At 62.6% G+C, this 25,755-nt stretch carries 19 protein-coding genes; 6 read left to right on the top strand and 13 right to left on the bottom strand.

What is annotated here, in order from left to right; translation table 11 throughout:
- The first annotated feature begins 79 nt into the window (after positions 1-79).
- Entirely contained in the window at positions 80-1,126 is a 1,047-nt protein-coding gene (locus LJ737_RS18370) for a formylglycine-generating enzyme family protein (RefSeq protein ID WP_227768206.1), read from the top strand.
- Between the two features lie 162 nt (positions 1,127-1,288).
- Here LJ737_RS18370 and LJ737_RS18365 read toward each other — a convergent pair whose 3' ends face one another.
- The 3 genes from LJ737_RS18365 to LJ737_RS18355 form a co-directional block, all read right to left on the bottom strand.
- Positions 1,289-3,343: an OmpA family protein gene (locus LJ737_RS18365; RefSeq protein ID WP_227768205.1), complete on the bottom strand. Its 2,055-nt coding sequence runs from the start codon at positions 3,341-3,343 to the stop codon at positions 1,289-1,291.
- A gap of 130 nt (positions 3,344-3,473) precedes the next feature.
- Complete coding sequence (locus LJ737_RS18360; RefSeq protein WP_227768204.1) at positions 3,474-4,529, bottom strand: tetratricopeptide repeat protein; 1,056 nt, start codon at positions 4,527-4,529, stop codon at positions 3,474-3,476.
- A 77-nt stretch (positions 4,530-4,606) separates the two neighbouring features.
- Positions 4,607-4,903, bottom strand: a complete 297-nt coding sequence (locus tag LJ737_RS18355; RefSeq protein WP_227768203.1) for a hypothetical protein — start codon at positions 4,901-4,903, stop codon at positions 4,607-4,609.
- Positions 4,904-5,060: 157 nt separating this feature from the next.
- On the opposite strand from LJ737_RS18355, the gene LJ737_RS18350 reads away from it, so the two are divergent.
- The gene (locus LJ737_RS18350; RefSeq protein WP_317206663.1) at positions 5,061-5,480 is read left to right on the top strand and encodes a BrxA/BrxB family bacilliredoxin; all 420 of its coding nucleotides are present in this window, start codon (positions 5,061-5,063) and stop codon (positions 5,478-5,480) included.
- 220 nt (positions 5,481-5,700) lie between these two features.
- On the opposite strand, the gene LJ737_RS18345 is transcribed toward LJ737_RS18350, so the two are convergent.
- From LJ737_RS18345 to recQ, 3 genes are all read right to left on the bottom strand, one after another.
- Positions 5,701-6,225, bottom strand: coding sequence for a dihydrofolate reductase family protein (locus tag LJ737_RS18345; RefSeq protein ID WP_227768201.1), 525 nt, complete (start codon positions 6,223-6,225; stop codon positions 5,701-5,703).
- A gap of 153 nt (positions 6,226-6,378) precedes the next feature.
- The gene (locus LJ737_RS18340; protein ID WP_227768200.1) at positions 6,379-8,448 is read right to left on the bottom strand and encodes a M3 family metallopeptidase; all 2,070 of its coding nucleotides are present in this window, start codon (positions 8,446-8,448) and stop codon (positions 6,379-6,381) included.
- A 151-nt stretch (positions 8,449-8,599) separates the two neighbouring features.
- On the bottom strand, positions 8,600-10,831 hold the full coding sequence (gene recQ, locus LJ737_RS18335) for a DNA helicase RecQ (RefSeq protein ID WP_227768199.1): 2,232 nt from the start codon (positions 10,829-10,831) through the stop codon (positions 8,600-8,602).
- An 80-nt stretch (positions 10,832-10,911) separates the two neighbouring features.
- Here recQ and LJ737_RS18330 point away from each other — a divergent pair, with 80 nt between their 5' ends.
- Entirely contained in the window at positions 10,912-11,892 is a 981-nt protein-coding gene (locus tag LJ737_RS18330; protein WP_227768198.1) for a KpsF/GutQ family sugar-phosphate isomerase, read from the top strand.
- A gap of 88 nt (positions 11,893-11,980) precedes the next feature.
- On the top strand, positions 11,981-13,066 hold the full coding sequence (locus LJ737_RS18325; protein ID WP_227768197.1) for a mannose-1-phosphate guanylyltransferase: 1,086 nt from the start codon (positions 11,981-11,983) through the stop codon (positions 13,064-13,066).
- Positions 13,067-13,269: 203 nt separating this feature from the next.
- Here the strand turns inward: LJ737_RS18325 and rlmB are convergent, their stop codons facing one another.
- The 5 genes from rlmB to LJ737_RS18300 form a co-directional block, all read right to left on the bottom strand.
- A complete protein-coding gene (gene rlmB, locus LJ737_RS18320; RefSeq protein ID WP_227768196.1) occupies positions 13,270-14,118 on the bottom strand; it encodes a 23S rRNA (guanosine(2251)-2'-O)-methyltransferase RlmB in 849 nt (282 codons plus the stop codon).
- A complete protein-coding gene (locus LJ737_RS18315) occupies positions 14,073-15,302 on the bottom strand; it encodes a GWxTD domain-containing protein (protein ID WP_227768195.1) in 1,230 nt (409 codons plus the stop codon). Before LJ737_RS18315 ends, rlmB begins: the two co-directional genes overlap by 46 nt.
- Positions 15,303-15,506: 204 nt before the next feature.
- Positions 15,507-18,536: a protein O-mannosyl-transferase family gene (locus tag LJ737_RS18310; RefSeq protein ID WP_227768194.1), complete on the bottom strand. Its 3,030-nt coding sequence runs from the start codon at positions 18,534-18,536 to the stop codon at positions 15,507-15,509.
- A gap of 144 nt (positions 18,537-18,680) precedes the next feature.
- Positions 18,681-19,313, bottom strand: a complete 633-nt coding sequence (locus tag LJ737_RS18305) for a T9SS type A sorting domain-containing protein (RefSeq protein ID WP_227768193.1) — start codon at positions 19,311-19,313, stop codon at positions 18,681-18,683.
- 265 nt (positions 19,314-19,578) lie between these two features.
- Positions 19,579-20,352 (bottom strand): biotin--[acetyl-CoA-carboxylase] ligase, encoded by a 774-nt coding sequence (locus LJ737_RS18300; RefSeq protein WP_227768192.1) that lies wholly within the window; start codon positions 20,350-20,352, stop codon positions 19,579-19,581.
- A 42-nt stretch (positions 20,353-20,394) separates the two neighbouring features.
- Between LJ737_RS18300 and rsfS the strand changes: the two genes are divergently transcribed.
- Positions 20,395-20,781, top strand: coding sequence for a ribosome silencing factor (gene rsfS / locus LJ737_RS18295; protein ID WP_111478388.1), 387 nt, complete (start codon positions 20,395-20,397; stop codon positions 20,779-20,781).
- Positions 20,782-20,964: 183 nt separating this feature from the next.
- The gene (gene ftsH / locus LJ737_RS18290; RefSeq protein WP_410779957.1) at positions 20,965-23,088 is read left to right on the top strand and encodes an ATP-dependent zinc metalloprotease FtsH; all 2,124 of its coding nucleotides are present in this window, start codon (positions 20,965-20,967) and stop codon (positions 23,086-23,088) included.
- Positions 23,089-23,705: 617 nt separating this feature from the next.
- On the opposite strand, the gene LJ737_RS18285 is transcribed toward ftsH, so the two are convergent.
- Both LJ737_RS18285 and LJ737_RS18280 read right to left on the bottom strand, forming a co-directional pair.
- Entirely contained in the window at positions 23,706-24,719 is a 1,014-nt protein-coding gene (locus LJ737_RS18285; RefSeq protein WP_227768190.1) for an ABC transporter permease, read from the bottom strand.
- A 26-nt stretch (positions 24,720-24,745) separates the two neighbouring features.
- A complete protein-coding gene (locus LJ737_RS18280) occupies positions 24,746-25,753 on the bottom strand; it encodes an ABC transporter permease (protein ID WP_227768189.1) in 1,008 nt (335 codons plus the stop codon).
- Positions 25,754-25,755: the final 2 nt, after the last annotated feature.

Here is a 25,755-nt window from a genome sequence, read left to right as displayed (position 1 = left end):
GCGGCTTCGGGCGGTAGCTTGCAACTGCCACGGAACTACGGCTGAAAGTAGCAGCTCCGTGATGCCTGCACAACAGACTATGAGAAAGGGAAGTTATGCTGTCTTGCTCTTGCCGGTGCTGCTGGGCTTCGGCCTGGCCCGAAACGTGCCAACGGCAACCCGGCCCGGGGCGTACAGCACGGTTAGCGGCCGGGCGTACAACAGCGAGGCCGGGCTGCCCGTCGAGCCCTACGAAGGGCTGGACGAGGCCAAGGTGGCCAAGCAGCAGTACAACCCTCTAAAACTGCTGGAATTCAATCCGACCGGCTCCGCGGATCTGCTGCGCGAACGGGAGCTGGCTTACCAGTACTACTCCCACATTCCCGGGGTGGTCTGGATTGACCGCAACCTTTACATCGACGAAACGGAAGTCGCCAACATTCACTGGTTGGAGTTTCGGCGGGCCACCGGACGCGGTCCGCAACGCACCTTTCCCGGTATGCCAGCCGACTACGCCAGCAACCCCAAGTTTCGGTTTTACCCGGTCGTAGGGGTAAGTTACCAGGACGCACAAGCCTTTTGCGCCTGGCGCAGCGAAGTCGTCACCCAGGCCTATAACGAGAAGAAAGGCTACCAGCCGGCCGACAAGGACTACGCCGTGTTCCGGTTCCGCCTGCCCAGCGAAGCCGAGTGGGGGAAGTGCGCCGCCGGCGGGCTCGACACCCGCCGGTACCCGCACGGCTTCACCGCGCTGAAGGCCCCGGTCAAGTTTTCGGCCGTGGCCGGCGCCTACCTGGCTCCGCTCACCCGGCAGGGCCTGGCGGCCGCGGCGTTGCAACAGCGGCTCGACGCGTTTACCAAAAACAAAGAGCAGGACTACCTCGTCAACTGCCGGCGCGACGAACACGCGTTTTTGAACCTGACGGTGCCCCTGCAGGTCTGGAGCAACCCCGCCAACCAGTTCGGTATTTACAACTTGCTGGGCAATGTAGCCGAAATGCTCAGCGCGGAAGGCATGGCCGCCGGCGGCAGCTGGCTTGACCTGCTCGACGCCTGCCGCCTCGACAGCCGGCAGCACTACGACGGCCCCCAGGCCAACCTCGGCTTTCGGTACGTCTGCACGTTTGAGCGGCCCGACCAGCCCTAGCGCTGGGATTCCACATGAATGCTCTCGGCGCCGTTTGACGCCATCGGCCTCGGCCAGTACCGCCGCTTCGGCTAGTGCGTCCAACGGTATTTCGACCAAACGCACCACGGCCCGGCTCAACGTTGCAGTTGAACCGGGCCGTGGCTGTTGCAGGCGACGATTTTACTTGGCCACCACCTTGAACTCGGTACGACGATTCAGCTGCCGGCCTTCCTTAGTCGTGTTGGGCGCCACCGGCTGAGTGTCGCCGTAGCCGGCCGAGGTCAGGCGGGCGGCGGCTACGCCGTGGGCCGTGAGGTAGTCCACCACGGCCTTGGCGCGGCGCAGCGAGAGGTCCTTGTTGTACTCGGCCTTGCCCACGTTATCGGTGTGGCCCGAAATTTCGATGCGCAGCGCGGGGTATTCGGTGGTCATCAGCTGCACGAGGCGCTCCAGCTCGGCGGTGCTTTCCTTGCGCAGCGTGGCCTTGTCGAAGTCGAAGAAGATGTTGTTGAGCACCACCTTGGCGCCCACGTCCAGCTTCTTGAGCGGAATGTCCTTCACCACTTCCGAGTAGGCCGCGCCGGCCGGCAGGTCGAAGTTTTCGGAGTGGAACAGGTAGCCTTCCTTGCGCACCACGATGCCGTAGTTCACGCCCGAAGGCAAGGACACCAGGTAGCGGCCCGACTGCGAATTGCTCTTAAACGAGGCAATCGACTGGTTCAGGGCGTTGTCGACCAGCTCGATGGTGGCCTCGATGGGCTGCTTCGAGTCGGCATCCGTCACGGTGCCCTTCAAGATGGTTACCTGGGCGGTGGCAATGGGCACGGCGGGGGCCAGCAACGTCTGCCGCACCGGGGCGGCGCGCGAAGCCAGCAAGGGCTCCTCCGACGACAACACCGGCGGCTTTTCAGGGCCCAGGAAGGTAATCATGTAAATGTCGCGGGAGCCCTGCGAATCGTCGCGGGACGAGGCGAAGTAGCCGTGGCGGCCCGAGGCCGACAAGACGAAGAACACGTCGTCGTCGGGGGTGTTGATCGGCCAGCCGAGGTTTTCGGGCTTGGTCCACTGCCCGTTTTTCCACTCCGACTTAAAGATGTCGTAGCCGCCCATGGAGTTGTGGCCCTGGGAGGAGAAGTAGATGGTCTTGCCGTCGGGGTGCACGAAGATGCCGTCCTCGTCGTAGGGCGTGTTGATGACCGAGCCCAGGTTTTCGGCCTTGCCCTTGCCCTCCACGTCGAGGCGCCAGATGTCGTGGCCGCCGCGGGAGCTTTCCGGGGAGCCGTTGCTGACGAAGTAGAGCATGCGCCCGTTCGGGGCGTAGGCTGCGGAGGATTCGTGCGACTGCCCGCCGTTGATGCGCCGGCCCAGGGAGCCGGGCTTGTTCCAGGCGGCGCCCTTCAGGTCGGCTTCGTACAGGTCGCCGGCGCCGTCTTCCACATAGGTCACCAGCTTCTGCCCGTCGGGCGAGAGGGCCACCACCGCGTCGTGGCCCTTGGTATTCACCGTCGGGCCCAGGTTTTTGGCCTGCTGCCACTGCCCATCCTTGCCCTTCACCGACTGCCAGATGTCCTCGAAGTAGCCACCGATGAACGGGTCTTTCTCGTCGCCCACGCCGCCGTCGCGCCGGGAGGTGAACAGCATCACCGACTCGTCGGCCGTGATGACCGGGCCGTACTCGGGGTAGGGCGTGTTGATGGCCGGGCCCACGTTGTCGATAAAAGCGCGGGTGGGCGTCTTCATCAACGCCAGGCCCGATTCGCACTCCTGAATCTTCTTGCGGATGTCGTTTTGCTGGGCGGTGGCGTTTTTGGCGCCGGGCGCGGGCTGAGCGGCCTTATACTCGGCAATGGCCTCTTCCCAGCGGGCGTTCAGGTGCAGGCCGCGGCCGAGCATGTAGCGGATGCGCGCGTCCACCTGCGGGTCGAGTTGGTAGGCCTTCTGCAGGTAGGGCAGCGCCTTCGATTTGTAGGTCGAGTTCAGGTAGCAGTGCCCGATGCGGAAGTTCAGCTGGGCATTGTTGGGGTTGACCTGCTGGGCCGCCAGAAAGTGCGGCAACGCCTGTTCGTAGCGCGGCGGGTCGGTTTCATACCAGCTGTTGGCTTCCTTAAGCTCTTTCTGGGCGTTTTTCAGGCTTTCCTTGTCGCCCTTGAACTCGTCCTTGGTGAATTCCACGTTCTGCGCCTGTCCGTGCAGGGCCGCGAGCAGCAGTAGGGAAGCGGATAGATATCTAAGCATGTTTCGTGTGTCGAGAGAGGATGCGGGCGGCGGTTGGCCCGCAGGGGACGCTGAGGGTTGGGCAACGGCCTTCCTGCGGTTCGCAGAAGGCCCGGTGAGCAAACTCACCACTTCACAGTGGCGCCGCTTGCTACTCGCAGCCCGAGTTGGCGGCGTAGGCGGTGCCGGCCGTGATGCCCAGCTCGGCGGCTTTGCGCCAGTCGGCGCAGGCGCCGCCGGTGTTGCGCAGCATCTCGCGGGCGTGGCCGCGGTTCAGGTAGGCCTCGGCGTACTGCGCGTTCAGGTTGATGGCGGCGGTGGCGTCGGCTTCGGCGGCCTTGTAGTTTTTGAGCTGCTGATACGCCGCGGCGCGGTTGTTCAGGGCCAGCGCGTAGTCGGGCCGCAGCTTGAGCGCCTGCGTCAGGTCGTCGACGGCGGCCTGGTACTCGCCGGCTTCGTAGCGGGCCCCGGCGCGGCCGAGGTAGCCCACCGGGTCGTCGGTGCGGCGGCGCAGGTAGTCGGAGTAATCCTCCGCGGCGCCCTTGTAGTCCTTGAGACGGCGCTTGGCGGCGGCGCGGTTTAGCAGGGCCACGTGCAGGTCGGGGTTAAGGCGCAAGGCCTCGGTGTAGTCGCGCACGGCGGCCTCGGTCTGGCCCAGCTGCCGCTCGGCGCTGGCGCGGTCGTGCCAGGCGTAGGCGTACTTCGGGTCGACCTTGGTGGCCTGGGTGAAGTCCTGCAAAGCGGCCTGGTAGTCGCCTTTCTCGAAGCGCAGGGCGCCGCGGTCGTACCAGGCGGCGGCGTAGTCGGGCTTCAGCTCCGTCACCTTGCTGTAGTCCTGCTCGGCTTCGGCGGGAAGGTTCTGGGCCTGCTTGGCCTGGGCGCGGCCGTACCAGGCGGTAAAGGTCGAGGGGTCTAGGCGGATGGCCTCGTTATAGTCCTGCACGGCCGGGGCGTACTGCTTCAGCTCGTAGCGGGTGGCGGCGCGGTTGTAGTAGGCCTTGGCAAAATCCGGCTTGGTCGCCAGCGCCTTGTCGAAGTCCTGAATGGCGGCGTTGTAACTTTTGTCGTTGAACTTCGCAACGCCGCTATTGTAATATTTCTCGGCAAGCTGGGCCGGCGGTAGCGTGGACGCCCGCACGGTATCGGTTTGCGCCTGGGCAGCAAAACCCGTTAGCGCGCATCCAAAAAGGAATAAGTATTGTTTCATAGAGAGCCCGCGGCGGGGAGAATGGTCTGTGTCTTGTCGAAATATATTGCATTTTTCCGGACCGCTCACTTTCTGCTTTATTCTTTCGGCAGGGCCGCCTGCACCAACGCCTGCCATTCCTCGGCCTCCGAGCCGGCAAAGCGCGCCCGGCCGGCGCGGCGGTACCAGTAGCCGGCGTTGGCCAGGTCGCCTTCGCGGCGGTGCAGGTAGGCGTGCAGCCAGCAGGCCAGCCGGTCGGTTTCGTCCTGCTGGGCGAGGTCGTGGGCGGCGTCCCAGTGCCCGTGGTGCTCCAGCCAGAGGGCCCGGAGCAAGGGCGGCAGCTGGGCCGGCGGGGCCGGGGCGGTGAGGGTGGCGGCGAAGTCGGCGGAGGTCATCGGCGGAAAAATAGTTAGAGTAGGCAAACTTCTGCCCCGGGCCCGGCGGTTATACACGCGGTCCGCTCAGGCGGAGTTTGCGTAGTTTTGCAAACCGCGGCTTCGGCCGTGCGTCCCATCGACATTTTCCTACCCCAAGCGTTTGTCAATCATGGCAATGTACCCCGAATACATGGTGGCCCCCATCCGCCAGGACCTCACCGAAGCCGGCTTCGAGCAACTCTACTCGCCCGAAGAAGTGGAATCGGCCCTCAACACCCAGGAAGGCACCGTGCTGGTGGCCGTCAACTCGGTGTGCGGCTGCGCCGCCGCCAAGGCCCGTCCGGCCCTGAAAATGGCCCTGTCCTCGTCCGACAAGAAGCCCGCCAAGCTGGTGACGGTGTTTGCCGGCATGGAAACCGAAGCCGTGGCCAAAGCCCGCGAGTTCATGCTGCCCTACCCGCCCTCCTCGCCGAGCATTGCCCTCTTCAAAGACGGCGAGCTGGTGCACATGATTGAGCGCTACCACATTGAGGGCAACGATTTAATGCGCATTGTCGACAACCTTCAGGGCGCTTTTGCCGAATACTGCGACTAGTAAAAGTTTTTCATGCACCGAAAAAGGCCCGCGGCACTTGCCGAGGGCCTTTTTGCTTTTCGGAACGGCTTGTAGGTGGGCGTCATGTCGCACGTAGCCGAGGCCTCTCGCGTGCTGCTGGTGGCTAGCATTTTTCCCATCAAACGAAAGGTTTTCTGTCCGGCGTCAGCACGCAAAATGCCTCGGCTGCGCTCGACATGACGTTCAATAGGAACAGGCATTACCGCTGCAAGGCGTAGTCCAGCATCAGCACGCCGTCCGGGTAGCGCGTGAGGTTTTCCAGCACGAGGTGCTGCGGGGGCGGTTGGTTGAGCAGCTTGATGCCGCGGCCCAGAAACACGGGCATCACCGCCAGCATCAGCCGGTCGATGAGGCCGAGGGCGTTGAACGAGTCGATCAGCTGGGCACCGCCCACCAGCCAGGTGCGGCCCGCGGGCAGCTGCTGCACCAGCGCCTCCACCGAATCGGGCCAGAGCCAGACCTGCGGATCAACGGTTGTGGGCAGCTCGCGCCGGGTGCACACGTACACCGGCAGGCCTTTGTAGGGCCACTCCGGCAGGTTGAAACTCAAAAGCTGCTCGTAGGTCTTGGAGCCCATGACCACGGCGCTGAGCGACTTCAGAAACTCCTGGTAGCCGTAGTCGAGGCCGGCTTCTTCGTAGGGCTGCAGAAACTGCACGCCGCCGTCTTCCTCGGCGATGTAGCCGTCGAGCGTGGCGGCGATGTAGAGGACGATTTCACGCATGGCGGAAGGTACTCATTTGGCGTGTCGAGCGAAAGTAGGGGCCGCGCACTAATTGGCAACAGCCCCATCAGGTGCTTTGCAAGGCCCGGCGTAGCCACAAAAAAGCCCGCAGCCAATCGGCCGCGGGCTTTTTTAGGGCAAGCTGCTGCCTGGTTACAGGCCCAGCGACTTGAAGAAGGCTTCCTGGTTCGGTTCTCGGCCGAGGAAGCTTTTCACCAGGTTGTACTCGTCATCGGTGCCGCCCTTGGCCAGCACCAGGTCGCGGTAGCGCAGGCCGGTTTTCTGGTCCATGATGCCGTTTTTCTCGAAGATGGAGAACATGTCCTCGGCGTAGACCTTCGACCACATGTAGCCGTAGTAGCCCGCGCCGTAGCCCGTCAGGTGGCCGAAAGCGGCCTGCATGTTGGTGCCGTCGAGGTAGGCGAAGGGCGTAATCTGGTTTTGCAGGCGCTTGAGCACGTCGGTGGTCGTCTCCGCGCCGTTCGGGTCGAACTTGTCGTGCAGGGTCATGTCGAGCGTGCCGTAGAGAATCTGCTGCGAGGCGGCAATGCCCGAGCCCACGTTGCGGGCGGCCCACATCTTGTCGTACAGGGCTTTGGGCAGCACCTCGGCGGACTGGTAGCGCTTGGCGAAGGTCTTCAGCGCGTCGTAGTTCCAGGCCCAGTTTTCCAGAATCTGCGAAGGGGCCTCCACGAAGTCGCGCTTCACGCTGGTGCCCGACTGGCCCGACAGCTCGGCCGTGGTCAGCAGGTTGTGCATCACGTGGCCAAACTCGTGGAAGAAGGTCACCACCTGGCTGTGCGACATCAGCGCGGGCTTGCCCGGGGTGGGGGCGTTGAAATTGCACAGCAGCACGGCCGTGGGCAGCTGGTAGCCTTTGGGCGTCTGCTTGCCTTTGCTCACCGTGAAGCAGGCGGCGTGGGTGTATTTGTTGTCGCGCGGAAACAGGTCGATGTAAAAGCGGCCGATGAGCTTTCCGTCGCGCTGCACCTCAAACATGCGCGCATCCTGGTGCCACACCGAGCCGCCCTTCACTTCGTTGAACTTCAGCCCGAACAACGACTGCGTGGTCTGGAACAGGCCGCTGACCACGTTGTTGACTTCAAAGTACTCCCGCACCTTTTCGGCGTCGAGCTGGTACTTGTTGGTCATCAGCAGGTTGTTGTAGAACGAGGACTCCCACGGGGCAATGGTCGTCACCGAGTTGTCCTTGAGGTAGGCGCGCTTCACGGTCAGCAGCTCGTCGAGGTCCTGCTGGCTTTTCTGCTTCACGCGGTCCACCAGCTTGGTTTCGAAGGCCCACACGGTTTCGGGGTTCTTGGCCATGCGGCTGCTGGTCTGGTAGGCCGCATAGGTTTTGTAGCCGAGCAGCTGAGCCTTCTTCTGGCGCTCCTGCAGCAGCTGCTTGAGCACGTCCAGGTTGGTGTCGGCCGCGCGGTTGTTGTACTTCACGTACAGCTGCTTGCGCAGGGCATCCGACTGCGCGTACTTCATAAACGTGGAGTACGCCGGGCCGTCCAGGGTAATCTTGTACTGCGCACCTTCCTTGGGCCGGCTCTTGATGTAGTCGTCGGGCAGGCCCTTCAGGTCCGCCTCGCTCACCAGCAGGTAGCCGCGGTCCTTGGCAATGTTGGCGCCGAAGGCCAGGCTCAGGTCCCCGATTTTGTCGTTGATCTGCTGCAGCTCCTTGCGCTTCTCGGGCGTTAGGGCGAAGCCGTTGCGCTCGTAGTCTTCTACTGCTTCGGTCAGGAATTTCTTGCGGGCCCCGGTCAGCGCCTGCGCTTCCTTGGTCTGCGAGTAGTCCTTCACGGCCTTGTACAGCTGCTCGTCGAGCTCCAATTCGTTGCCGTACTTGCTGAAGCGGGCCAGGCTGCGCTGGGCCTCGTTGCGCACCGCCGAGTCGGGGCTGGCGTTGAAGAGGATGCTGATGGGCCCGCCGACGCGGTTGAGGTTGTCGTCCAGGTTGTCCAGCGCCAGCATGGTGTTGGCGAAGGTGCGCTTACCCGTGGGCACCTGGTAAATGGCCGTCAGCGTCGACTTGGTGTTGCTGATGGCCTGGTCCGTGGCCTGTTTTATGTCGGCCTTGGTGACCTTCTGGAAGGCAATCGGCTGGTTGAACGCCGGAAACAGCGGGTTTTGCGCCATGGCCGGCGAAGCCAGGGCGGCCAGCGTCAGCAGGGCCGCCGCGCTACGCAGCGGCGCCGGCAGGAAAAGTTGAATCATGCGTGGGAAGGGTAATGGATCAGAGAAACCGAAAGGTGAATGTAAGGGCAAAAGGTTGCAGCTTCACCCGGCAGCACCGGCCCCAAACGTCAGCGGCCGCCCCGGGTATCCGGGACGGCCGCTGGGCAAGCCTAGCGCCTGCAACGCTGTCTTAGTTGGCTACTTCGCTCAGGAACTTGATGCGCATCAGGCGCAAATCTTCCTCGGTGTAGTCGTCGGTCCCCAACTCCTTCAGCGCCACGGCGATGTTGTCGGTGGTGGCCGACATGAAGTAGTCGTAGATTTCGTCCTGCCGGTCCTCGTCGAGCACCGAGTTGATGTAGTAGTCCAGGTTGAGCTTGGTGCCAGAGTAGCAGATGTGCTCGATTTCCTCCATCAGCTCCCGCATGTCGATGCCCTTGGAGGAAGCAATTTCCTCCAAGTCCATCTTCTTGTCGATCTGCTGAATGATGTAAATCTTGATCTTGGACTTGTTGACGGCCGATTTTACCACCACGTCGGCGGCGGTTTCAATGTCGTTTTCGGCCACGTACTTCTTGATCAGCTCCAGGAACGGACCGCCGAACTTCTGCGCCTTGCCCTGGCCCACGCCCGAAACGTGCGCCAAGTCCTCCATCTTCACGGGGAAGGTGGTGGCCATTTCCTTCAGCGAGGGGTCCTGGAAGAGCACGTAGGGCGGCAGGTTTTTCTGCGTCGCCAGCTTCTTGCGCAGGGCCTTGAGCATGTCGAACAGGGCCGCGTCGTGCCCGGCCGACTGCTGCACTTCCTCTTTCTGCTCCTCCTGCTGCACTTCCTCCTCGTAGTTGTGGTCCTTGGAGAATTTCAGGTTGAAGGGCTCCGCGAGGAAGGCCTCGCCCTTGTCGCAGATCTTGATGACGCCGAAGTTCTCGATGTCCTTGCCCAAAAAGCCGCTGATCATGCACTGGCGGATGACGGAGTGCCAGAAGGCAATGTCGCGGTCCTTGCCCGCGCCGTACACCGGCAGCTGGTCGTGGCCGTAGCTTTCCACGTGCGGGTTGGTCATGCCTGTGAGCACAGCCGTCAGGTGCTCGATGCCGAAGCGCTGCTCCGTCTGCACCACCGCTTGCAAAGCTAGCTTCACGTATTCCTTGGCCTCGAACTTCTCGCGCGGGTGGCGGCAGTTGTCGCAGAAGCCGCAGTCCTTTTCGTACACCTCGCCGAAGTAGTGCAGCAGCTGCTTGCGCCGGCACACCGCCGAATCGGCGTAGTTGGCCATTTCCTGCAGCAGCAGCTTGGAGTTGTCGCGCTCGGTTACCGGCTTGTCCTTGTTGAATTTCTCCAGCTTCACGATGTCGTCGTAGCTGTAGAACATCAGGCAGTGGCCGTCGAGCCCGTCGCGACCGGCGCGGCCGGTTTCCTGGTAGTAGCCCTCGATGGACTTCGGCGTGTCGTAGTGAATCACGAAGCGCACGTCCGGCTTGTCGATGCCCATGCCGAAGGCAATGGTGGCCACAATAACGTCGCACTCTTCGTTGAGGAACGCGTCCTGGTTGTGCATGCGCGTCTGCGGGTCGAGGCCGGCGTGGTAGGGCAGGGCCTTCACGTCGTTGACGCGCAACAGCTCGGCAATTTCCTCCACCTTCTTCCGCGACAGGCAGTACACGATGCCCGCCTGCCCCTTCATCGTCTTCACGAACTGAATCAGGGCCTTCTTGGTCTGGTGCTTGGGCCGCACCTCGTAATACAGGTTGGTGCGGTTAAACGACGACTTGAACACCGAGGCGTCGTCCATCTGCAGGTTTTTCTGGATGTCCAGCTGCACCTTGGGCGTGGCCGTGGCCGTGAGGGCAATAATCGGCACGTTGGCGCCGATGTCGTCGATGATGCCGCGGATGCGGCGGTACTCCGGCCGGAAGTCGTGGCCCCACTCCGAGATGCAGTGCGCCTCGTCGATGGCCACGAAGGAAATAGTCGCCTTCTGCAGAAAGTCCAGCGTCTCTTCCTTCGTCAGCGACTCGGGCGCCACGTAGAGCAGCTTCACGTCCCCGTTGATGACGTCGCGCTTGACCTTGTTGGCCTCGGTCTTGGTCAGCGTGGAGTTCATCACCTGCGCATTCACCCCGAAGGCGTTGAGCTGGTCGACCTGGTTTTTCATCAAGGCAATCAGCGGCGAGATGACGATGGCCGTGCCCGGCAAGACCAGCGCCGGCAGCTGGTAGCACAGCGACTTACCCGCGCCCGTGGGCATAATCACGAAGGTGTTGTGGCCTTCGATGACGTTCTGGATGATGGCTTCCTGCGTACCGCGGAACTGACCGTAGCCAAAAACTTCCTTTAACTTGGCCTTCAGATCAGCCCCGACGGGCTTCGCAGCCCGTTTGACGGGCGCTGCAAGTTCTGCTGTATTTGCTGCTTCTGACATCGTACTTCCTCTCTGAGCAAAAGGGTAAACCAGGCGAAAACTACGTACGGGGTTTACTGCTCAATCTAGACAAATTTAGATTGAAACCGTTGACGGACGTCAATTCCATTGGAAAAAATGTGCTTCTGCAAGAAGCAGAGGCCATTCGGGGAGTCGCCGAAGCTATAAGCCAAACCGGAGATTTTCAAGACTGCGTCGGTGCCATTTTGGGACTGCGCGGGCGCGTAGTCGTTACCGGCATCGGCAAGAGTGCGCACATCGCCGGCAAGATGGTGGCCACCTTCAACTCCACCGGCACGCCCGCCCTCTTCATGCACGCGGCCGACGCCATTCACGGCGACCTGGGTATGATTCAGGAAGGCGACTTCGTCATCTGCATCAGCAAGTCGGGCGACACGCCCGAAATCAAGGTGCTGGTGCCGCTGCTGCGCCGCAAGCAGGTGCCCATGGCCGCGCTGGTGTCGAACAAAGACTCCTACCTGGCCAAGCAGGCCGACTACGTGCTGCACGCCCCGGTAGAGCGCGAGGCCTGCCCGCACAACCTGGCACCCACCACCAGCACCACCGCCGCCCTGGCCCTGGGCGACGCGCTGGCCGTGGCCTTGCTGGAGTCGCGCGGCTTCACGTCCCGCGACTTTGCCTCCCTGCACCCGGGCGGCACGCTCGGCAAAAAGCTCTACCTGAAGGTGGGCGACCTGAGCCGGCAAAACCAGGTACCGCAAGTCTTGGATAACGCCGGGCTGCGCGAAATAATTCTGGAAATCAGCGGCAAACGCCTCGGCGCTACCGCCGTGCTCGACGGCGCCGGTCAGCTGCAGGGCATTATCACCGACGGCGACCTGCGCCGCATGCTCACCAACTTCGAGCCGGAGCGCCTCGGCGAGGTGCGGGCCCACGCCATCATGACGCCCGGGCCGGTTACCATCGAGGTGGAAGAGTTTGCGGCCGAGGCGCTGGCGCGCATGCAGGCGCGCAACATCACCCAGCTGGTGGTGACGGAAGCAGGCCGTTTTCAGGGCTTTATCCACCTGCACGATTTGCTGCGCGAGGGGCTGGTCTAAGCGAATCCCTTACCTTTGCCGGTCCCCAACGGCGCGGACTTTTTCCCCTACCACGGTGCCGCGCCGGGCTTTTGTTACTCCCTTCCTGATGAATCAGAATACGTACCTCGTGGTCATGGCCGGCGGCATCGGTAGCCGTTTCTGGCCCTTTAGCCGCACCAACAATCCCAAGCAGTTCCACGACGTGCTGGGCGTGGGCAAATCCATGCTGCGCCTGACGGTGGACCGCTTCGCTGGCATCTGCCCGCCCGAAAACGTGTTTGTGGTGACCAACCGCGACTACACCGAACTGGTGCAGCAGCATTTGCCCGAATTGCAGCCCGACCAGATCCTGGGGGAGCCCATCGGCCGCAACACCGCGCCCTGCATTGCCTACGCCAGCTACCGCATCGCGCAGCGCGACCCGCAGGCCACCATCATCGTGACGCCCGCCGACCACGCCGTGCTCAAGGAGGATGTGTTTCAGGACGTGATTCGCCAAGCCGTCAGCGCCGCGCAGCAGAATGATGTGCTGATTACGCTCGGCATTCAGCCCTCGCGCCCCGACACCGGCTACGGCTACATTCAGTTCATCGACGAGCAGAAACTCGGCGACACCCACCTGCGCAAGGTCAAGACATTCACCGAGAAACCCAACCTGGAGCTGGCGCAGATGTTCGTCGACAGCGGCGACTTCCTCTGGAACTCCGGCCTATTCGTGTGGCGCGCCGACGTCATCGTGCGCGCCTTCCACCAGTACCTCTCCGACATTGCCGAGGTGTTTGACGAGGGCACCGAGCAGCTGGGCACGCCGCAGGAAGCCTCGTTTATCGACGAAGCCTACTCGCGTTGCCGCAACATCAGCATCGACTACGGGGTGATGGAAAAGGCCGACAACGTGTACGTGCTGCCCGCCGACTTTGGCTGGAGCGACCTGGGCACTTGGGACTCGCTGCACCGCATGGGCCGCCGCGACGAGCACAACAACGTCATCGACGGCGACGCCATGCTCTACGACACCAAGGAGTGCGTGATTAAAACGCCCTCAGAGCGCCTCGTGGTGGTGCAGGGCCTGGAAGGCTACATCGTGGCCGAGTACGACAACGTGCTGCTGATCTGCAAGCGCACCGAGGAGCAGCGCGTGAAGGAGTTCGTGGCCGACGTAAAGTCGAAGAAGGGTAGCGGCTATAACTAAAGCTGTGCGGAAAGCCCGGTCATCCTGAGCGTAGCGAAGGACCCTCCCCGTACCCTGCACAAACGAAAAAGCGCAACCACTACCTGAAAAGTAGTGGTTGCGCTTTTTTATTGACTTGCGTTGGCGCTTGGTATTAACCGGCGGTGCAAGGTGCGAGGAAGGTCCTTCGCTGCGCTCAGGATGACAGGCTTTTTTCGGCGCTACTACTCCTGCGGCGTTACGAGGCGCTGGCGCAGCACTTCGTAGAGCAGGATGCCACTGGCTACCGACACGTTCAGGGAGCCGATTTGCCCGATCATCGGGATGCGGATGCGGGCGTCGGCCAGCTCCTGCAGCTCGGGGCTGATGCCGTCTTCCTCGCTGCCCATTACCACAACGAGCGGGCCGGTCATGTCGATGGAGGCTTTTTCCAGCGTCTCGTTGCCTTTTTCGGTACAGGCTACTACCTGCAGGCCCGAGTCTTTGAGGCGGCGCAGGGTAGCGTGCAGGTTCGACTCGCGGCAGACGGGCACGCGGGTCAGCGCGCCGGCGGAGGTCTTCAGCGCGTCGCCATTCATCTGGGCTGCGCCGTGCGTGGGCACCACGATGGCGTCGACGCCGAGGCACTCCGCGGAGCGGGCAATGGCGCCGAAGTTGCGCACGTCGGTGATGCGGTCGAGCAGCAGAATGAGCGGGCTTTTGCCCTGTTCGAACAGCGTCGGCAGGATGTTGTCCAGCGGGGCGTAGTCGATAGGGGAGAGGAAGGCGACGGCACCCTGGTGGTTTTTGCGGGTGAGGTTGTCAAGCTTCTCGTTGGGCACCAGCGAAATGGGCGTGCCGGCGGCGCGGGCCAGGGCGCTGATGTCGCTGACGATGGTGTTTTTGGCACCCTTCAGCAGGTAGATTTTCTCCAGCGTCTTGCCGGCCTGCAGCGCCTCCATGATGGGGCGCAGGCCGAACACCATTTCGATGCTGCGGTCCTGGGCCTGGCGCGGCGGGTATTTCTTGTAGTCGGGGCGGCGCTCATTCAGCGGCCGGCCCGCGGGGCGGGGGCGTTCTTGCCGGTTCTCCATTGTTGCACGGCGCGCATCCAAAGCCATTCGTACTCAGGCCGACGCACCAATTCGTAGGTATCAGGGGCAAAGGTACTCGGTTTGGGCCGGAACGTGTAAGTACCGGCCCGTTCGGCGCCCAGGTACTCCCACCGCTCGGCCGTGGCGGAGCGCTCCACGCGGTCGGGCGGGCCGAGCACCACGTAGAGCAGGCCGCGGTCGGTCATCCAGCCGGGCTTGTGGGCGGTGAAGAGGCGGTTGGCCGCGGCCACGCGGCCGTAAAAGTCGCGGATGAGTACCCGGGCCACGCTCTGTTCGCCGCCGGCCGCCCGCAGCCAGAACTCATCGACGGCGCGCTTGGGCGCTTCGGCCCGCGCCAGCTGCTCGCGCTCCGCGGAAGTGGTCAGGTAGCGCAGCGGCTCGATCAGCTCGGGCGCGGTGGTGACGTCGGGAAAGCTGCCGGGCTGCACCAGCACACCCAGCGGCGGCGCGTCGCCAAGCTGCAGGGTGTAGAGGCCGGGCTCGGCGAAGCGGATGGGCTGATCGGCCACCAACGTTTGTACCGAAGTAGCGCTGAGGGTACGCGGGGCAGGGCGCTGCCCCGCCGGGTCGGTGTGCGGGGGCAGGGCGGGGCTGAAGTCGTGCGGAAAGCGGCGCAGCGTGAGCACGGCGGCGGTGGTGCCGTCGATATCCAGGCGCACCGTTTCGCCGGCGCGCAGGTAGCGGCGTAGCAGCGGCCGGCCGGCCGAGTCGGCCAGCACGAAGGGCCGGCGGCGCAGCTCGGCCGTCAGCGGCAGCCAGGCCGAGGCTTCGGGCGCGTCGGCAACGGCTTCGAGGGAGCCCACGGCCAGCACCGAGGCAGTGGCTAAGGGGGCCAAGGGCACGCAGAAGCTTACCGTCACGTCGTTGCCCCGGCTGGTCTGGCCGAAAGGGCCGAGGTCGTCCTGCCAGCCTGGGCGGCGCGCTTCGTAGCTGCTCCAGGTGAACACGCGCAGGTGCTGGTCGGCCCGCGGCGTGGTGCCGGCCGGAAAGCGCACGAACAGGCGCAGGCTGTCCGGGCCCTCACGTCGGGCGTCGATGCTGGGGCGGTTGGGCTGGTAGAGGCCGGCAAAGTCGATGCGCCAGGGCACGGGCTGCTTCTGGGCCCTGGCCGGGCCGGCAATTCCGAGGTAGCACAGGGCAAGCAGCAAGAGCGGACGCATCATGTCTCAATAACGGCGGTAGCGCGGAAAAAGCTATGCGAGTAGCAAATCAGCAACGCTTTTAAGACAGCGTCAGATGATGACAACGCTGGTCAACGCGGCGAATGACCGGGGCTGCTGAGCAAGGCCGCTTGGGGGCTGCGCCAAGCAAAACGCCCCGCCGATACAGCATCGGCGGGGCGTTTTCGAGTAGGAGAGCAGGTGGGCTTAGCCGCCCTGCGGGTAGTACTGCTGCAGCAGGTTCAGGGCCTTGGTGGCGCGGCCCCGGTCGCCGATTTGCTCGGCGGCGCGGTACACGCTCTGCAGGGTGAGCAGGTTCAGCTGCACTTCCATGTCGAACAGGCCGCCGTCGGGCGCCGTGTTGTAGTAGGCCAGGGCCTGCTGGGCGCGGTTGGTCATGGTATCCATGATTTCGTTGGCGCGCTGCGTTTCGCCCACTTTCACCAGCGGCACCACGAACTGGGGCACGTAGTAGTCGTAGGGAATAGCCTTGTCGGGCATCACCTTGAAGCAGTAGTCCATCACCTCCTTGGCCTTGGCGTTGTCGCCGGCATCCACGTAGCTCTGGGCCAGGCGGTAGAACTTGTCGCGGTAGTTGGCCGGGAAGCGCAGGTTGTTTTCGTCGTAGAAGATGTCGGCGCGGTCGAGGTTGCGGTAGGCGAAGCGCTTCATCATGATGTTGTACATCAGATCCTTCGCCACGTAGCCTTCTTGGTTGCTCTGCGGGTTGAAATTCGGATCCTTGATGGGCAGCACGCGGTAGGCCATGCCTTCCAGCTGGAAGTAGGGCTGCAGGTTCATGAAGTCCTGCGTGTTCACCGTCGAGGAGAAGTAAATCGGGCGCTGCCAGTTGTTGGTGGCCAGCATGTCCAGAATCACCAGGTTTTTCTTCTCGATGGCGCCGCGGCCCATGTCCCATTCCATGCGCGACACCACTTGGTTGCGCCGCTCGGGCAGCACCAGGCCCATTTTCTCCACCGCGGCGGTGTCGATGGGCAGGTAGAACTTACGCGTCGGGAAGCTCAGCAGCGGGCGGCCGCTTTGCGTCTGCACCTGCAGCAGGGGCGAGTTTTGCTCCACCAGCTGCATGAATTGCTTCAGGTCCACCTCCTTCACGGCCGGGTTTTCGGCGTAGGGGAGGTAGTCGTTGGTGCCCTGCTGGTACACCGAGTGCTCCATCGAAATCGGCAGCGGCTGCGACTTGTAGCTGCGGCGCTTCATCTGGTCGATGTACCAGTCGGTGTTCAGGTAGCTGAGCACGGCCACGCGCACGTCGGTGCGCACGCCTTCCACTTCTTGAGCGTACCAGAGCGGGAAGGTGTCGTTGTCGCCGTTGGTGAAGAGAATGGCGTTGGGCTGCAGCGAGTTCAGCAGGTTCTTGGCCGAATCCACCGAGTTGTAGCGGTCGGAGCGGTCGTGGTCGTTCCAGCCCTGGGCGGCCATCAGCGCGGGCGCCACAAGGCCGATAGCCACGGCAATACCGCCACGGGCCGAATCAGACTTGAGCACCGAGCGCAGCAGCGCCGCGAGGCCCAGCACGCCGAGGCCAATCCAGATGGCAAAGGCGTAGGTGGCGCCGGCGAAGGTGTAGTCCCGCTCGCGCGGCTCGATGGGCGGCTGGTTCAGGTAAATGACGATGGCCAGGCCCGTGAAGAGGAACAGGAAGCCCACCATCAGGGCGTTGTTGCCGTCGCGGCGGGCGTGGAAAAAGAGGCCCACGATGCCCAGCAGCAGCGGAATGGCGAAGAAATTGTTGCGGGCCTTGCTGTCGGCAATGCGCTCCGGCAAGCCGCTCTTGCTGCCCTCGTTGGGCCACATCACGCCGGCCTGTTGCACGTCGGAGTCGCGGCCAACGAAGTTCCACATGAAGTAGCGCCAGAACATGTGGCCCATCTGGTAGCGGAACAAAAAGCCCAGGTTTTCGCCCATGGTGGGCTTGGCGTAAGAGGTCTGGCCGGTTTCCGGGTCCTGCATCTGGCGCACGTTCACGCCCCATTTCTGGTACTGCTGAATGTGGCCGGGGTCGGGCGAGTAAAGGCGGGGCAGCAGCACTTTGTCCTCGTCGCGGTACAGCGTTTCGAGGCGGTGCTCGGCAATTTCGTACTTATCGGTGCCGCGCACGTAGCGCGGAGCGCCTTCTTTCTGGTCGTAGGGCTGGGCGCTGAACTGCGGGCCGTAGAGCAGCGGACGGTCCCCGTACTGTTCGCGCTTGAGGTAGCTCACGAACGAGAGCACGTCGTTGGGCGTGTTCTCGTTGATGGTCGGCAGGAAGGACGAGCGGATGGGGATGATCAGGTACGAGGAGTAGCCGATCAGAATGAATACCAGGCTGAGCAGGGCCGTGTTGAGCAGGCGGCTGCTGCGCTGCTTGGAGTAGCGGAAGCCAAACCAGAGCAGCCCGAAGAAGATAATCAGGAAGAAAATCAGGCCCGAGTTGAACGGCAGTCCGAACGAGTTGACGAACAAGACCTCAAACCAGCCGGCAATGGACGGCAGGCCCGGGATAATGCCCACCAGAATCAGCCCGACGATGATGCTGCTGACTACCAGGGTGATAAAGCCGCCCATCCAGGTCGGCGTAGCAGTGCGGCGGAAGTAGTAGATCAGGCCCAGAGCCGGAATGGCCAGCAGGTTCAGCAAGTGCACCCCGATGCTTAGGCCCATCACGTAGGCAATCAGAATCAGCCACTTGTCTGAGTCGTACTCGTCGGCGCGGTTTTCCCACTTCAGCATCAGCCACACGACTGCGGCGGTGCACAAGGAGGACATGGCGTACACTTCGGCCTCCACGGCGTTAAACCAAAACGAATCGGAAAAGGCCAGCGCCAGCGCCCCAACGGCGCCGCTGCCCAAAATGAGCAGGGTTTGCCCGGCGGTGGGCTCCAGCGGCCGGTCGTCGTGCATGCCGGGGCGGCCCAGCACCAGCTTCTTGGCCAGCATGGTGATGGTCCAGAACAGGAAGAGCACTGTGAACGAGGAACTCAGCCCCGACAAGGCATTCACCAGCACCGACACCTTCGTCACGTCGCCGAAGGAGAGCAGGGAAAACAGGCGGCCCAGCAGCAGGAAGGTGGGCGCGCCGGGCGGGTGGGGCACCAGCAGCTTGTAGGAGCAGGCAATGAACTCGCCGCAGTCCCAGAAACTAGCCGTGGGTTCTAGCGTGAGCAGATAGGTAATGGTGGCCACGGCAAACACCAGCCAGCCCACCAGGTTATTCAGTCGCGAGTAACGCTGCATACAGGGATTTTCAGGAATGCCAAAAGTAGGCATAAATGCGGCAAGGCCCGCCCAGGCGTTTTTCGGGCGGTAACGGCACAAAAAAACATCCGCCCCCAACGCGGGAGCGGATGTTGCCAGATCAAATTGACGCAAGGGCCGGTGTTAGTCTTGCACCGTCACGCGCTTGGTGGCTAGAACTTTGTCGTTGCTGAGCACCGAGCAGATGTAGAGCCCGGCCGGCAGCGCGGAGAAACTGATGGGCTGGCCGTTGGTCACGATGTCGGGGCGCAACGCCACATTCTGCACTTCCCGGCCGATGATGTTGGTGATGCGCAGGCGGTAGGCCTGGCCGGGTTTTAAGTCGCTCATCGTCAGCGTGGCCTCGCCGCCGCGTACCGGGTTGGGGTACACGTTGAGCAGGGCCGCGGCCTGCTTGGTGGCTTCGCGGGTGGGGTTGGCCGGCGACACGCTCACGCTGCCCCACATGCCGACGCGACCGGCCGCGCCGTGGGCCGTGCAATGGTAATCGTAGGTGCCGGCAGTATTAAACGTCACGTCGCGCGTCGGCACCGACGCGCTGGGCGTAAAGGCCGCAAACGCCGCCGGGGAGCTGTCCGACACGGTCGGGTGGGTGCCACTGACCCACTGAAAGCGCACCACGTCGCCGGGCGCGATGTTGACCACCTGGGGCGAATACTCAAAGTCGCGCACTTGCACGACAACGGTAGCTGCCCAAGCAGGAACCTGCAGCAGCAGCAGGCCGGTGGCAGCGAGGAGGCGAGTAAAAAGCTTCATAGAATTTGGCGTTGAGAGCGTGGCCCCGCCGACGCATCGGCTAGGCCTAAGATAGGAAATTTCCGAGGAAAATTGGCGGCAACGGGTGGCTTGTTGCAAGCCGCGTGCCGGAACGAGGCGAGGCAGTGCACGGCCCTTGGAGCAGCAAGAGCCCACCGGGTTTAACGAGCTAGGGTTCAGGCATAGTGGCGAGGGGCAGAAGAGTACACCCACGCACTCGCAAACTGCCCGCTGATGGTTGCCTCACGGCCGGAAATTGCTGCTGCTAGTCGTTGAGCACGTGCCGGATTTCCTGCATGCCGAAGCTACGTCGCTGCCCATTAGTCTGCTCCAGCACCAGCATGCCTTCGTCCGTGACGTCCACAATACGACCCGGCACGCGCTTGCCGTCCACTTCAAAGTGGTGCCATTCGTCGTAGCGGTAGAGCACCTGCCGGTAGGCTTGCTGCAGCTGGGCCACTTGCCCGGCGCGCAGCTGCAGGTAGCGCCGCTCCAGGCTTTCGAGCAGGCGGGCGGCCAGCGGCGGCAAGGCGTAGGCGCGGCCGGTCAAGCGGCTAAGCGAGGTGGCCGTGGACACGTCAAATAGCGTCTGGTTGATATTTATTCCGATGCCAACGACGCTGTAGTGAATTTGTCCGCCGCTAAGTGTGTTTTCTATCAGGATGCCGCCCAGCTTCTGGTCCTGGTAGAACAGGTCGTTCGGCCACTTCAGGCGCAGGGCGGGGTCGGGGCCGAGCAAGGCGCTGGCCCAGTCGTGCACACCGAGGGCCACGGCCAGATTCAGCCGAAACGGCGCGGCAGCCGGCAGAAACGTTGGGCGCCACACCACCGACAGCGTCAGGTTTTCGCCCGGCGCGGCCTCCCACTGGTTGCCGCGTTGGCCGCGGCCGGCGGTCTGCTTGTCCGTTATGACGGTACAGCCATCGGTGGCGCGGTTTTGGCCTATTAGCTCGCGTGCCTCCGTGTTCGTAGAGCCACATTCCGGCAACCAGATAAGCTGTTGGCCCGTGAAGAGCGTTTGGGGACTGATTGGCTCCACTTGTTTTTCGCTACTTTGTATTGACAAACCTACTTTCTCCACATGAAAATTACCCCGGTTCGGCAGGATTCGGACAACTTGGCAGACCTCGTCGTACGTGGGATGCAGGACAAAAAAGCTTCTGACATCGTCGTACTCAATCTTAAACACCTCAAAAACGCCGTTGCCGATTACTTCGTCATCTGCTCGGCTTCGTCCGATACCCAGCTCGACGCCATTGCGCGCTCGGTAGAGGAGGAAGTGGAAAAATCCACCGGGCAAAACCCGTGGCAGAGCGAAGGCCGCCAAAACCGCGAGTGGGTCCTGCTCGATTACGTCGACGTCGTCGTCCACGTCTTCCTGCGCGACCGTCGCTCGTTCTACGCGCTCGAAGAGCTGTGGGGCGACGCCGAAATTTCCTTTATCGAGGAAGAAACGGCGGTTAAGTAAGCCGTCCGCTTCGTTCTCGTCGCTGATTTTGTGCCCCCGGTAAAGTAATTGCCGGGCCGGTGCGTCAGCCCTGGCAACCAGGCCCCGCCGGCCGCGACTTTGCAGCAGGCGGGGCCGAACAAACCGCTTCGGCGGCGTGTTCAGGTCTGCAGTGTCTCCCTTTGTTGAAGACCAATCTTATTCATGCCAGATAACACCCCTTCTCCGAAAAAGAAAAAACCCATGCTGCCAGCATCCGGGGCTCCCAAGCCCGGTGTGCAGCTGTGGGTGCTGCTCGGGCTGACCATCCTCGTGTTTGGGTTCTATTACCTGAACCGGGGCACCTCGGCCGTCGAGATTACCCAGCAGGAGTTTGAGCAGATGTACCAAGCCGGCGACGTGCGCGACGTCACGCTCGTCAACGACCGGTCGGTGGAAGTCACGCTCAAGAAAGACGCCCTGCAGAGCAACAAGTACGGCCAGCAGCTGCGCAACCGTGGCCCGCTGATGACCGACCAGACGCCGCAGTTCAACTTCCGCGTCATCGATGGCAAAACCTTCAAAGAGGACTTCGATAAGCTGCAGGCCAACATTCCCCCGCCCCAGCGCGTGGGCCTGAAAGTCGACAGCCGCCAGGGCGTCACCGACCTGTTTGCCAGCTGGGGCTTCATGCTGCTGCTGCTCGTGGGCTTCTGGTTCCTGATGCGCCGTATGAGCGGCGCGGGCGGGCCCGGCGGCCAGATCTTCAACATCGGCAAGTCGCGCGCGGCCCTGTTCGAGGGCGGCGACAAGGTAAAAGTGACCTTCAAGGACGTAGCCGGGCTGGAAGAAGCTAAAGAGGAGGTGCAGGAAATCGTGGAGTTTCTCAAGAACCCCTCGAAGTTCACCATCCTCGGCGGCAAAATTCCCAAAGGCGCCCTGCTGGTAGGTCCTCCTGGTACGGGTAAAACTTTGCTGGCCAAGGCCGTAGCCGGGGAAGCCGACGTGCCCTTCTTCTCGCTGTCGGGCTCCGACTTTGTGGAAATGTTTGTCGGCGTAGGCGCGGCTCGCGTGCGTGACCTGTTCAAGCAGGCCAAGGCCAAAGCGCCCTGCATCATCTTCATCGACGAAATCGACGCCATTGGCCGCAGCCGCTCGCGCGGCAACGTGCCCGGCGGCAACGACGAACGGGAAAACACCCTGAACTCACTGCTGGTGGAAATGGACGGCTTCGGTACCGACTCGGGTGTTATCATCTTGGCCGCCACCAACCGCCCCGACACCCTCGACTCAGCCCTGCTGCGTCCTGGCCGCTTCGACCGCCAGATTTCGGTTGATCCGCCGGACCTGAACGGCCGTACCGCCATCTTCTCGGTGCACCTGAAGCCGCTGACCCTAGCCCCCGATGTGGACGCCAAGCGCCTGTCGGCTCAGACGCCGGGTTTTGCCGGCGCTGAAATTGCTAACGTCTGCAACGAAGCCGCCCTCATTGCCGCCCGCCGCGACAAGAAGATGGTGACCATGCAGGACTTCCAGGACGCCATCGACCGTGTCATTGGCGGCTTAGAGAAGAAAAACAAGATTATCAGCCCCGAGGAAAAGAAAATCGTGGCCTACCACGAAGCGGGCCACGCCGTGGCCGGCTGGTTCCTGGAGCACGCCGAGCCGCTGGTGAAGGTGAGCATCGTGCCCCGCGGCTATGCGGCCCTGGGCTACGCGCAGTACCTGCCCCGCGAGCAGTTCCTCTACACCACCGAGCAACTGCTCGACCAGATGTGCGTGACCCTGGGCGGCCGCGCCGCCGAGGACTTGGTGTTCGGTAAGATTTCGACCGGCGCGCTGTCGGACCTCGAGAGCATCACCAAGCGTGCCTACGGCATGGTGTCGGTGTACGGTATGAACGACAAGATTGGTAACGTGTCGTTCTACGACTCGCAGGGCCGCAACGAATACGGCTTCTCCAAACCGTATTCGGAGGCCACCGCCCAGACCATCGACGAGGAAGCCCGGAAGATGATTCAGGGCCAGTACGAGCGCACCAAGCAGCTGCTCATCGACCGCCGCACGGAACTCGAAGCCGTGGCGCAGGAACTGTTGCGCAAGGAAGTGCTGCTGCAGGACGACCTGGAACGTCTCGTCGGCAAGCGGCCCTTCTCAGCCCCGACGGCCTACCAAGCGCACATGGAAGGCACCGACCGCAGCGAAACCCTCTCGGAGTGGCGCGACGGGCACCCCAGCGGCGCCTCGCCCATGCACCACGATGCCCCGGAGCCCCCGCTGCCCGGCATCGATACGCAGCCGGCCACGCCCCCCGCGCCTAGTGTGCCGAGTGGTACCGCCGTTTCGTAATCCGCTTTAACGCAAAAAAGCCGCTGCCTGAAAAGGCGGCGGCTTTTTTGTGCTCGGTTAGGCAAAGGCCAAACGCAAAAAAACCGCCGGCATAGCCTGCGGTTTTTCGACACACCTATTGCAACAACCTACTAGAGAAGGGTCTAATCAAGTGACCAATCTCCGGATAGATAGTATCTAAGCGGCCCCTTCCAAGGTGGGGAACAGACCGACTATTATATCTCCGATGCGCACGGCGGCTCCGCGACGCAAGGCTTCTTCGACTTTTGACGCGTCCGTTACCAACAGACCATCTGTGGTACTGACTACGTCTGAGCCCGCTTCCGGCGAGGAATTAGGCGGCAGTGTATTGGCTTGCATTGTAGCAGTGGAGTAAATGCAATGACCTTGGCTAAGAAAGCGCGCAGCTTAGAGACTGATAGAGCCTTTGGGCAGCGGCGTTTAGCAGCGTTTTCGATACAAATGAAGCGTATGGTTTAGCGTCGGTAAAGGAAGATTGGGCTACTGCTGTGACATGAAAATTGTGGCTGATTAGCTCTGTAAAATCGATAATACATAGGGTGGTGTAATTGTAACATGGCGTATTAAGCTGATAAATAGTCATTAATCAGCGCATCCTATTGCTCGATGGATGTAGATATTTGTTGGCTATTTGTGACGTCGGCTGCTGTGCTAGCAGTGGGTAAATGCGCTAAACCGGCATCAGAAGCCGGTAGCAGATGGTAGATAGCGGCCATAGTGCAGGTGAGGGCCAGCAGCCCACTTAGCACCAGCCACCACGCGCCGGGTTCCAGCCGGGCGTTGGCCAGGGTGAGTCCCCAGTCGGCCTGATCAGGACTTAAGCCGATGCCGAGAAACCCAAGCGTGGTTTGCAGTCCCAAGCAGATACTTAAGTTGAGCGGCAGGGTGTTGCGTAGACTGGGCCACACGTTGGGCGCTAGGTGCACCCACAGCAGGCGGCCGGTGGAATACCCCGCGGCGCGTCCGGCCTCTACGTAGGGGCGCTGACGCAATTGCTGCACCAACGTACGCGTGAGGCGGGCGGTGCTAGGCCAGCAAGTAAGGGTCAGGATGCTGACCAGCCACCACCCAGCCGGTGCATGCAGGGCAACCAGGGACAGAACCAATACCAAACGGGGCACTGCTCCGAGCCAAGCGGCTGCACCTAGCACCGCCCAATCCAAGGGCAAGGCGAGGGTGGTTGCGGGTAAAAACGAAGCATAGGTGCAAGCCGACAAGCCGGCCGCAGCCAGCAGCCACCAGCCCGCCTCCGCCGGCTCAGTAACCAATGCGCCTACAATCCCGATTAGCAAGACCACTGCTGCGCTGGTGCGCAACCGTACACCGGTGTTGCCCCAGTAACCCGCAGCGGCTCCTAATACCGCACCCAATGCCGACGCCAACAGCGCTGCTGGCAAACTAATGATGACCAATTGGCGCGTGCCCAGTATCAGGTCGGTAAGCACGTCGCGCCCATAGGGGTCAGTGCCCAGCCAGTGCTGGGCGGATGGCGGATGGCTAAGTTGCTCCAGGTTCAGGGGCGCAGGCTGCCCTGCTGCCGGACCAAACTGCGCCCACGCAGCGGCCAACAGCAGTGCCAACAGCCATAGCCCTGCCAACCAGCGGCTCATCAAGCGAAAACGCGGACCAGTCCAACTCACAGCAGCCGCGGGTCAAGAAGAGCGTTGGCAACGTCGGCCAGCAGCCAGGCCAGCAGGCGCACGGCCGCTATGAGCAGCACACCGCCCACGAGCACGGGAACGTCGCGGGCCGCGGCAGCTTCGGCCAGCAGCCGGCCCATGCCCGGCAGGGCAAATACTACTTCGATGACTACCGCCCCGGCCACCACGCCCGGCGCCAGGTCGGCGAGGCGGGTGATGAATACGGGGGCAGCGTTAGGCAAGGCATGACGCCAGCCGGCCTGCCGCGGGGAAACGCCTTTGGCCCGGGCTGTCACCATATAGGGCTGTTGCCATTGCTCACGCAGGGCGCCCATGAGGGGCAGAAGCAGCGCCGGCAGACTGCTCAACGTGAGGGCCAGCACCGGCAGGACGAAATACGGTACTGCCGACCAGGATAACGCGCCGGCGGCCGAATAGTCAGCCGGCAACCCGTAGGCTGGCAACAGGGAAAGAAAATCCGGATTGGCGAGCAACAAGAGCAGCACCATGCCTATGACGAACAGCGGCAGGCTGTCCAGAAAATACGCTGCCGAGAGCAGCCACCGGTACCATCGCGGGCGGCGGGCGGCGCATTGGGCCAGCAGCAACCCAAGGCCAGCGGCCACGCACAGCGCACTAACTGTCAAAGGGAGGGTCAGGCGCAGCGCCTGGGCCAGGTGTTCCGTGACGGCCACGTCGTCCCGGTAAGACTGGCCTAACTGGCCCCGGCTTAACTGACCCAGCCAAGTATGATACTGATTGGGAGTGCCATACCACCGTCCCGGCAGCAAGCGGAAATAAAACAGCGGGGTCTGCAGCTCCAGTCGACGTTGGTACTGGGCCTCGGCCGTGGTTTGCTGGCCGAAGGTACCGGCGCGCTCATCGGTGAACAAGTGCGGACCGCCGCCCGGTAAGCTGCGGCTCAGCAGAAACACGGCGGAGGCAATCAACCAAGCCGTGCCCAGTGCCCGAAGCACGCGCAATACCAAGGCTCGGACCATCATCT

Source organism: Hymenobacter sp. 15J16-1T3B (assembly GCF_020711235.1).
In the GTDB taxonomy this organism is placed as follows: Bacteria; Bacteroidota; Bacteroidia; order Cytophagales; family Hymenobacteraceae; genus Solirubrum.
Note: the sequence above shows the minus strand (reverse complement) of the source record. Positions and strands in the feature narration are given on the sequence as shown.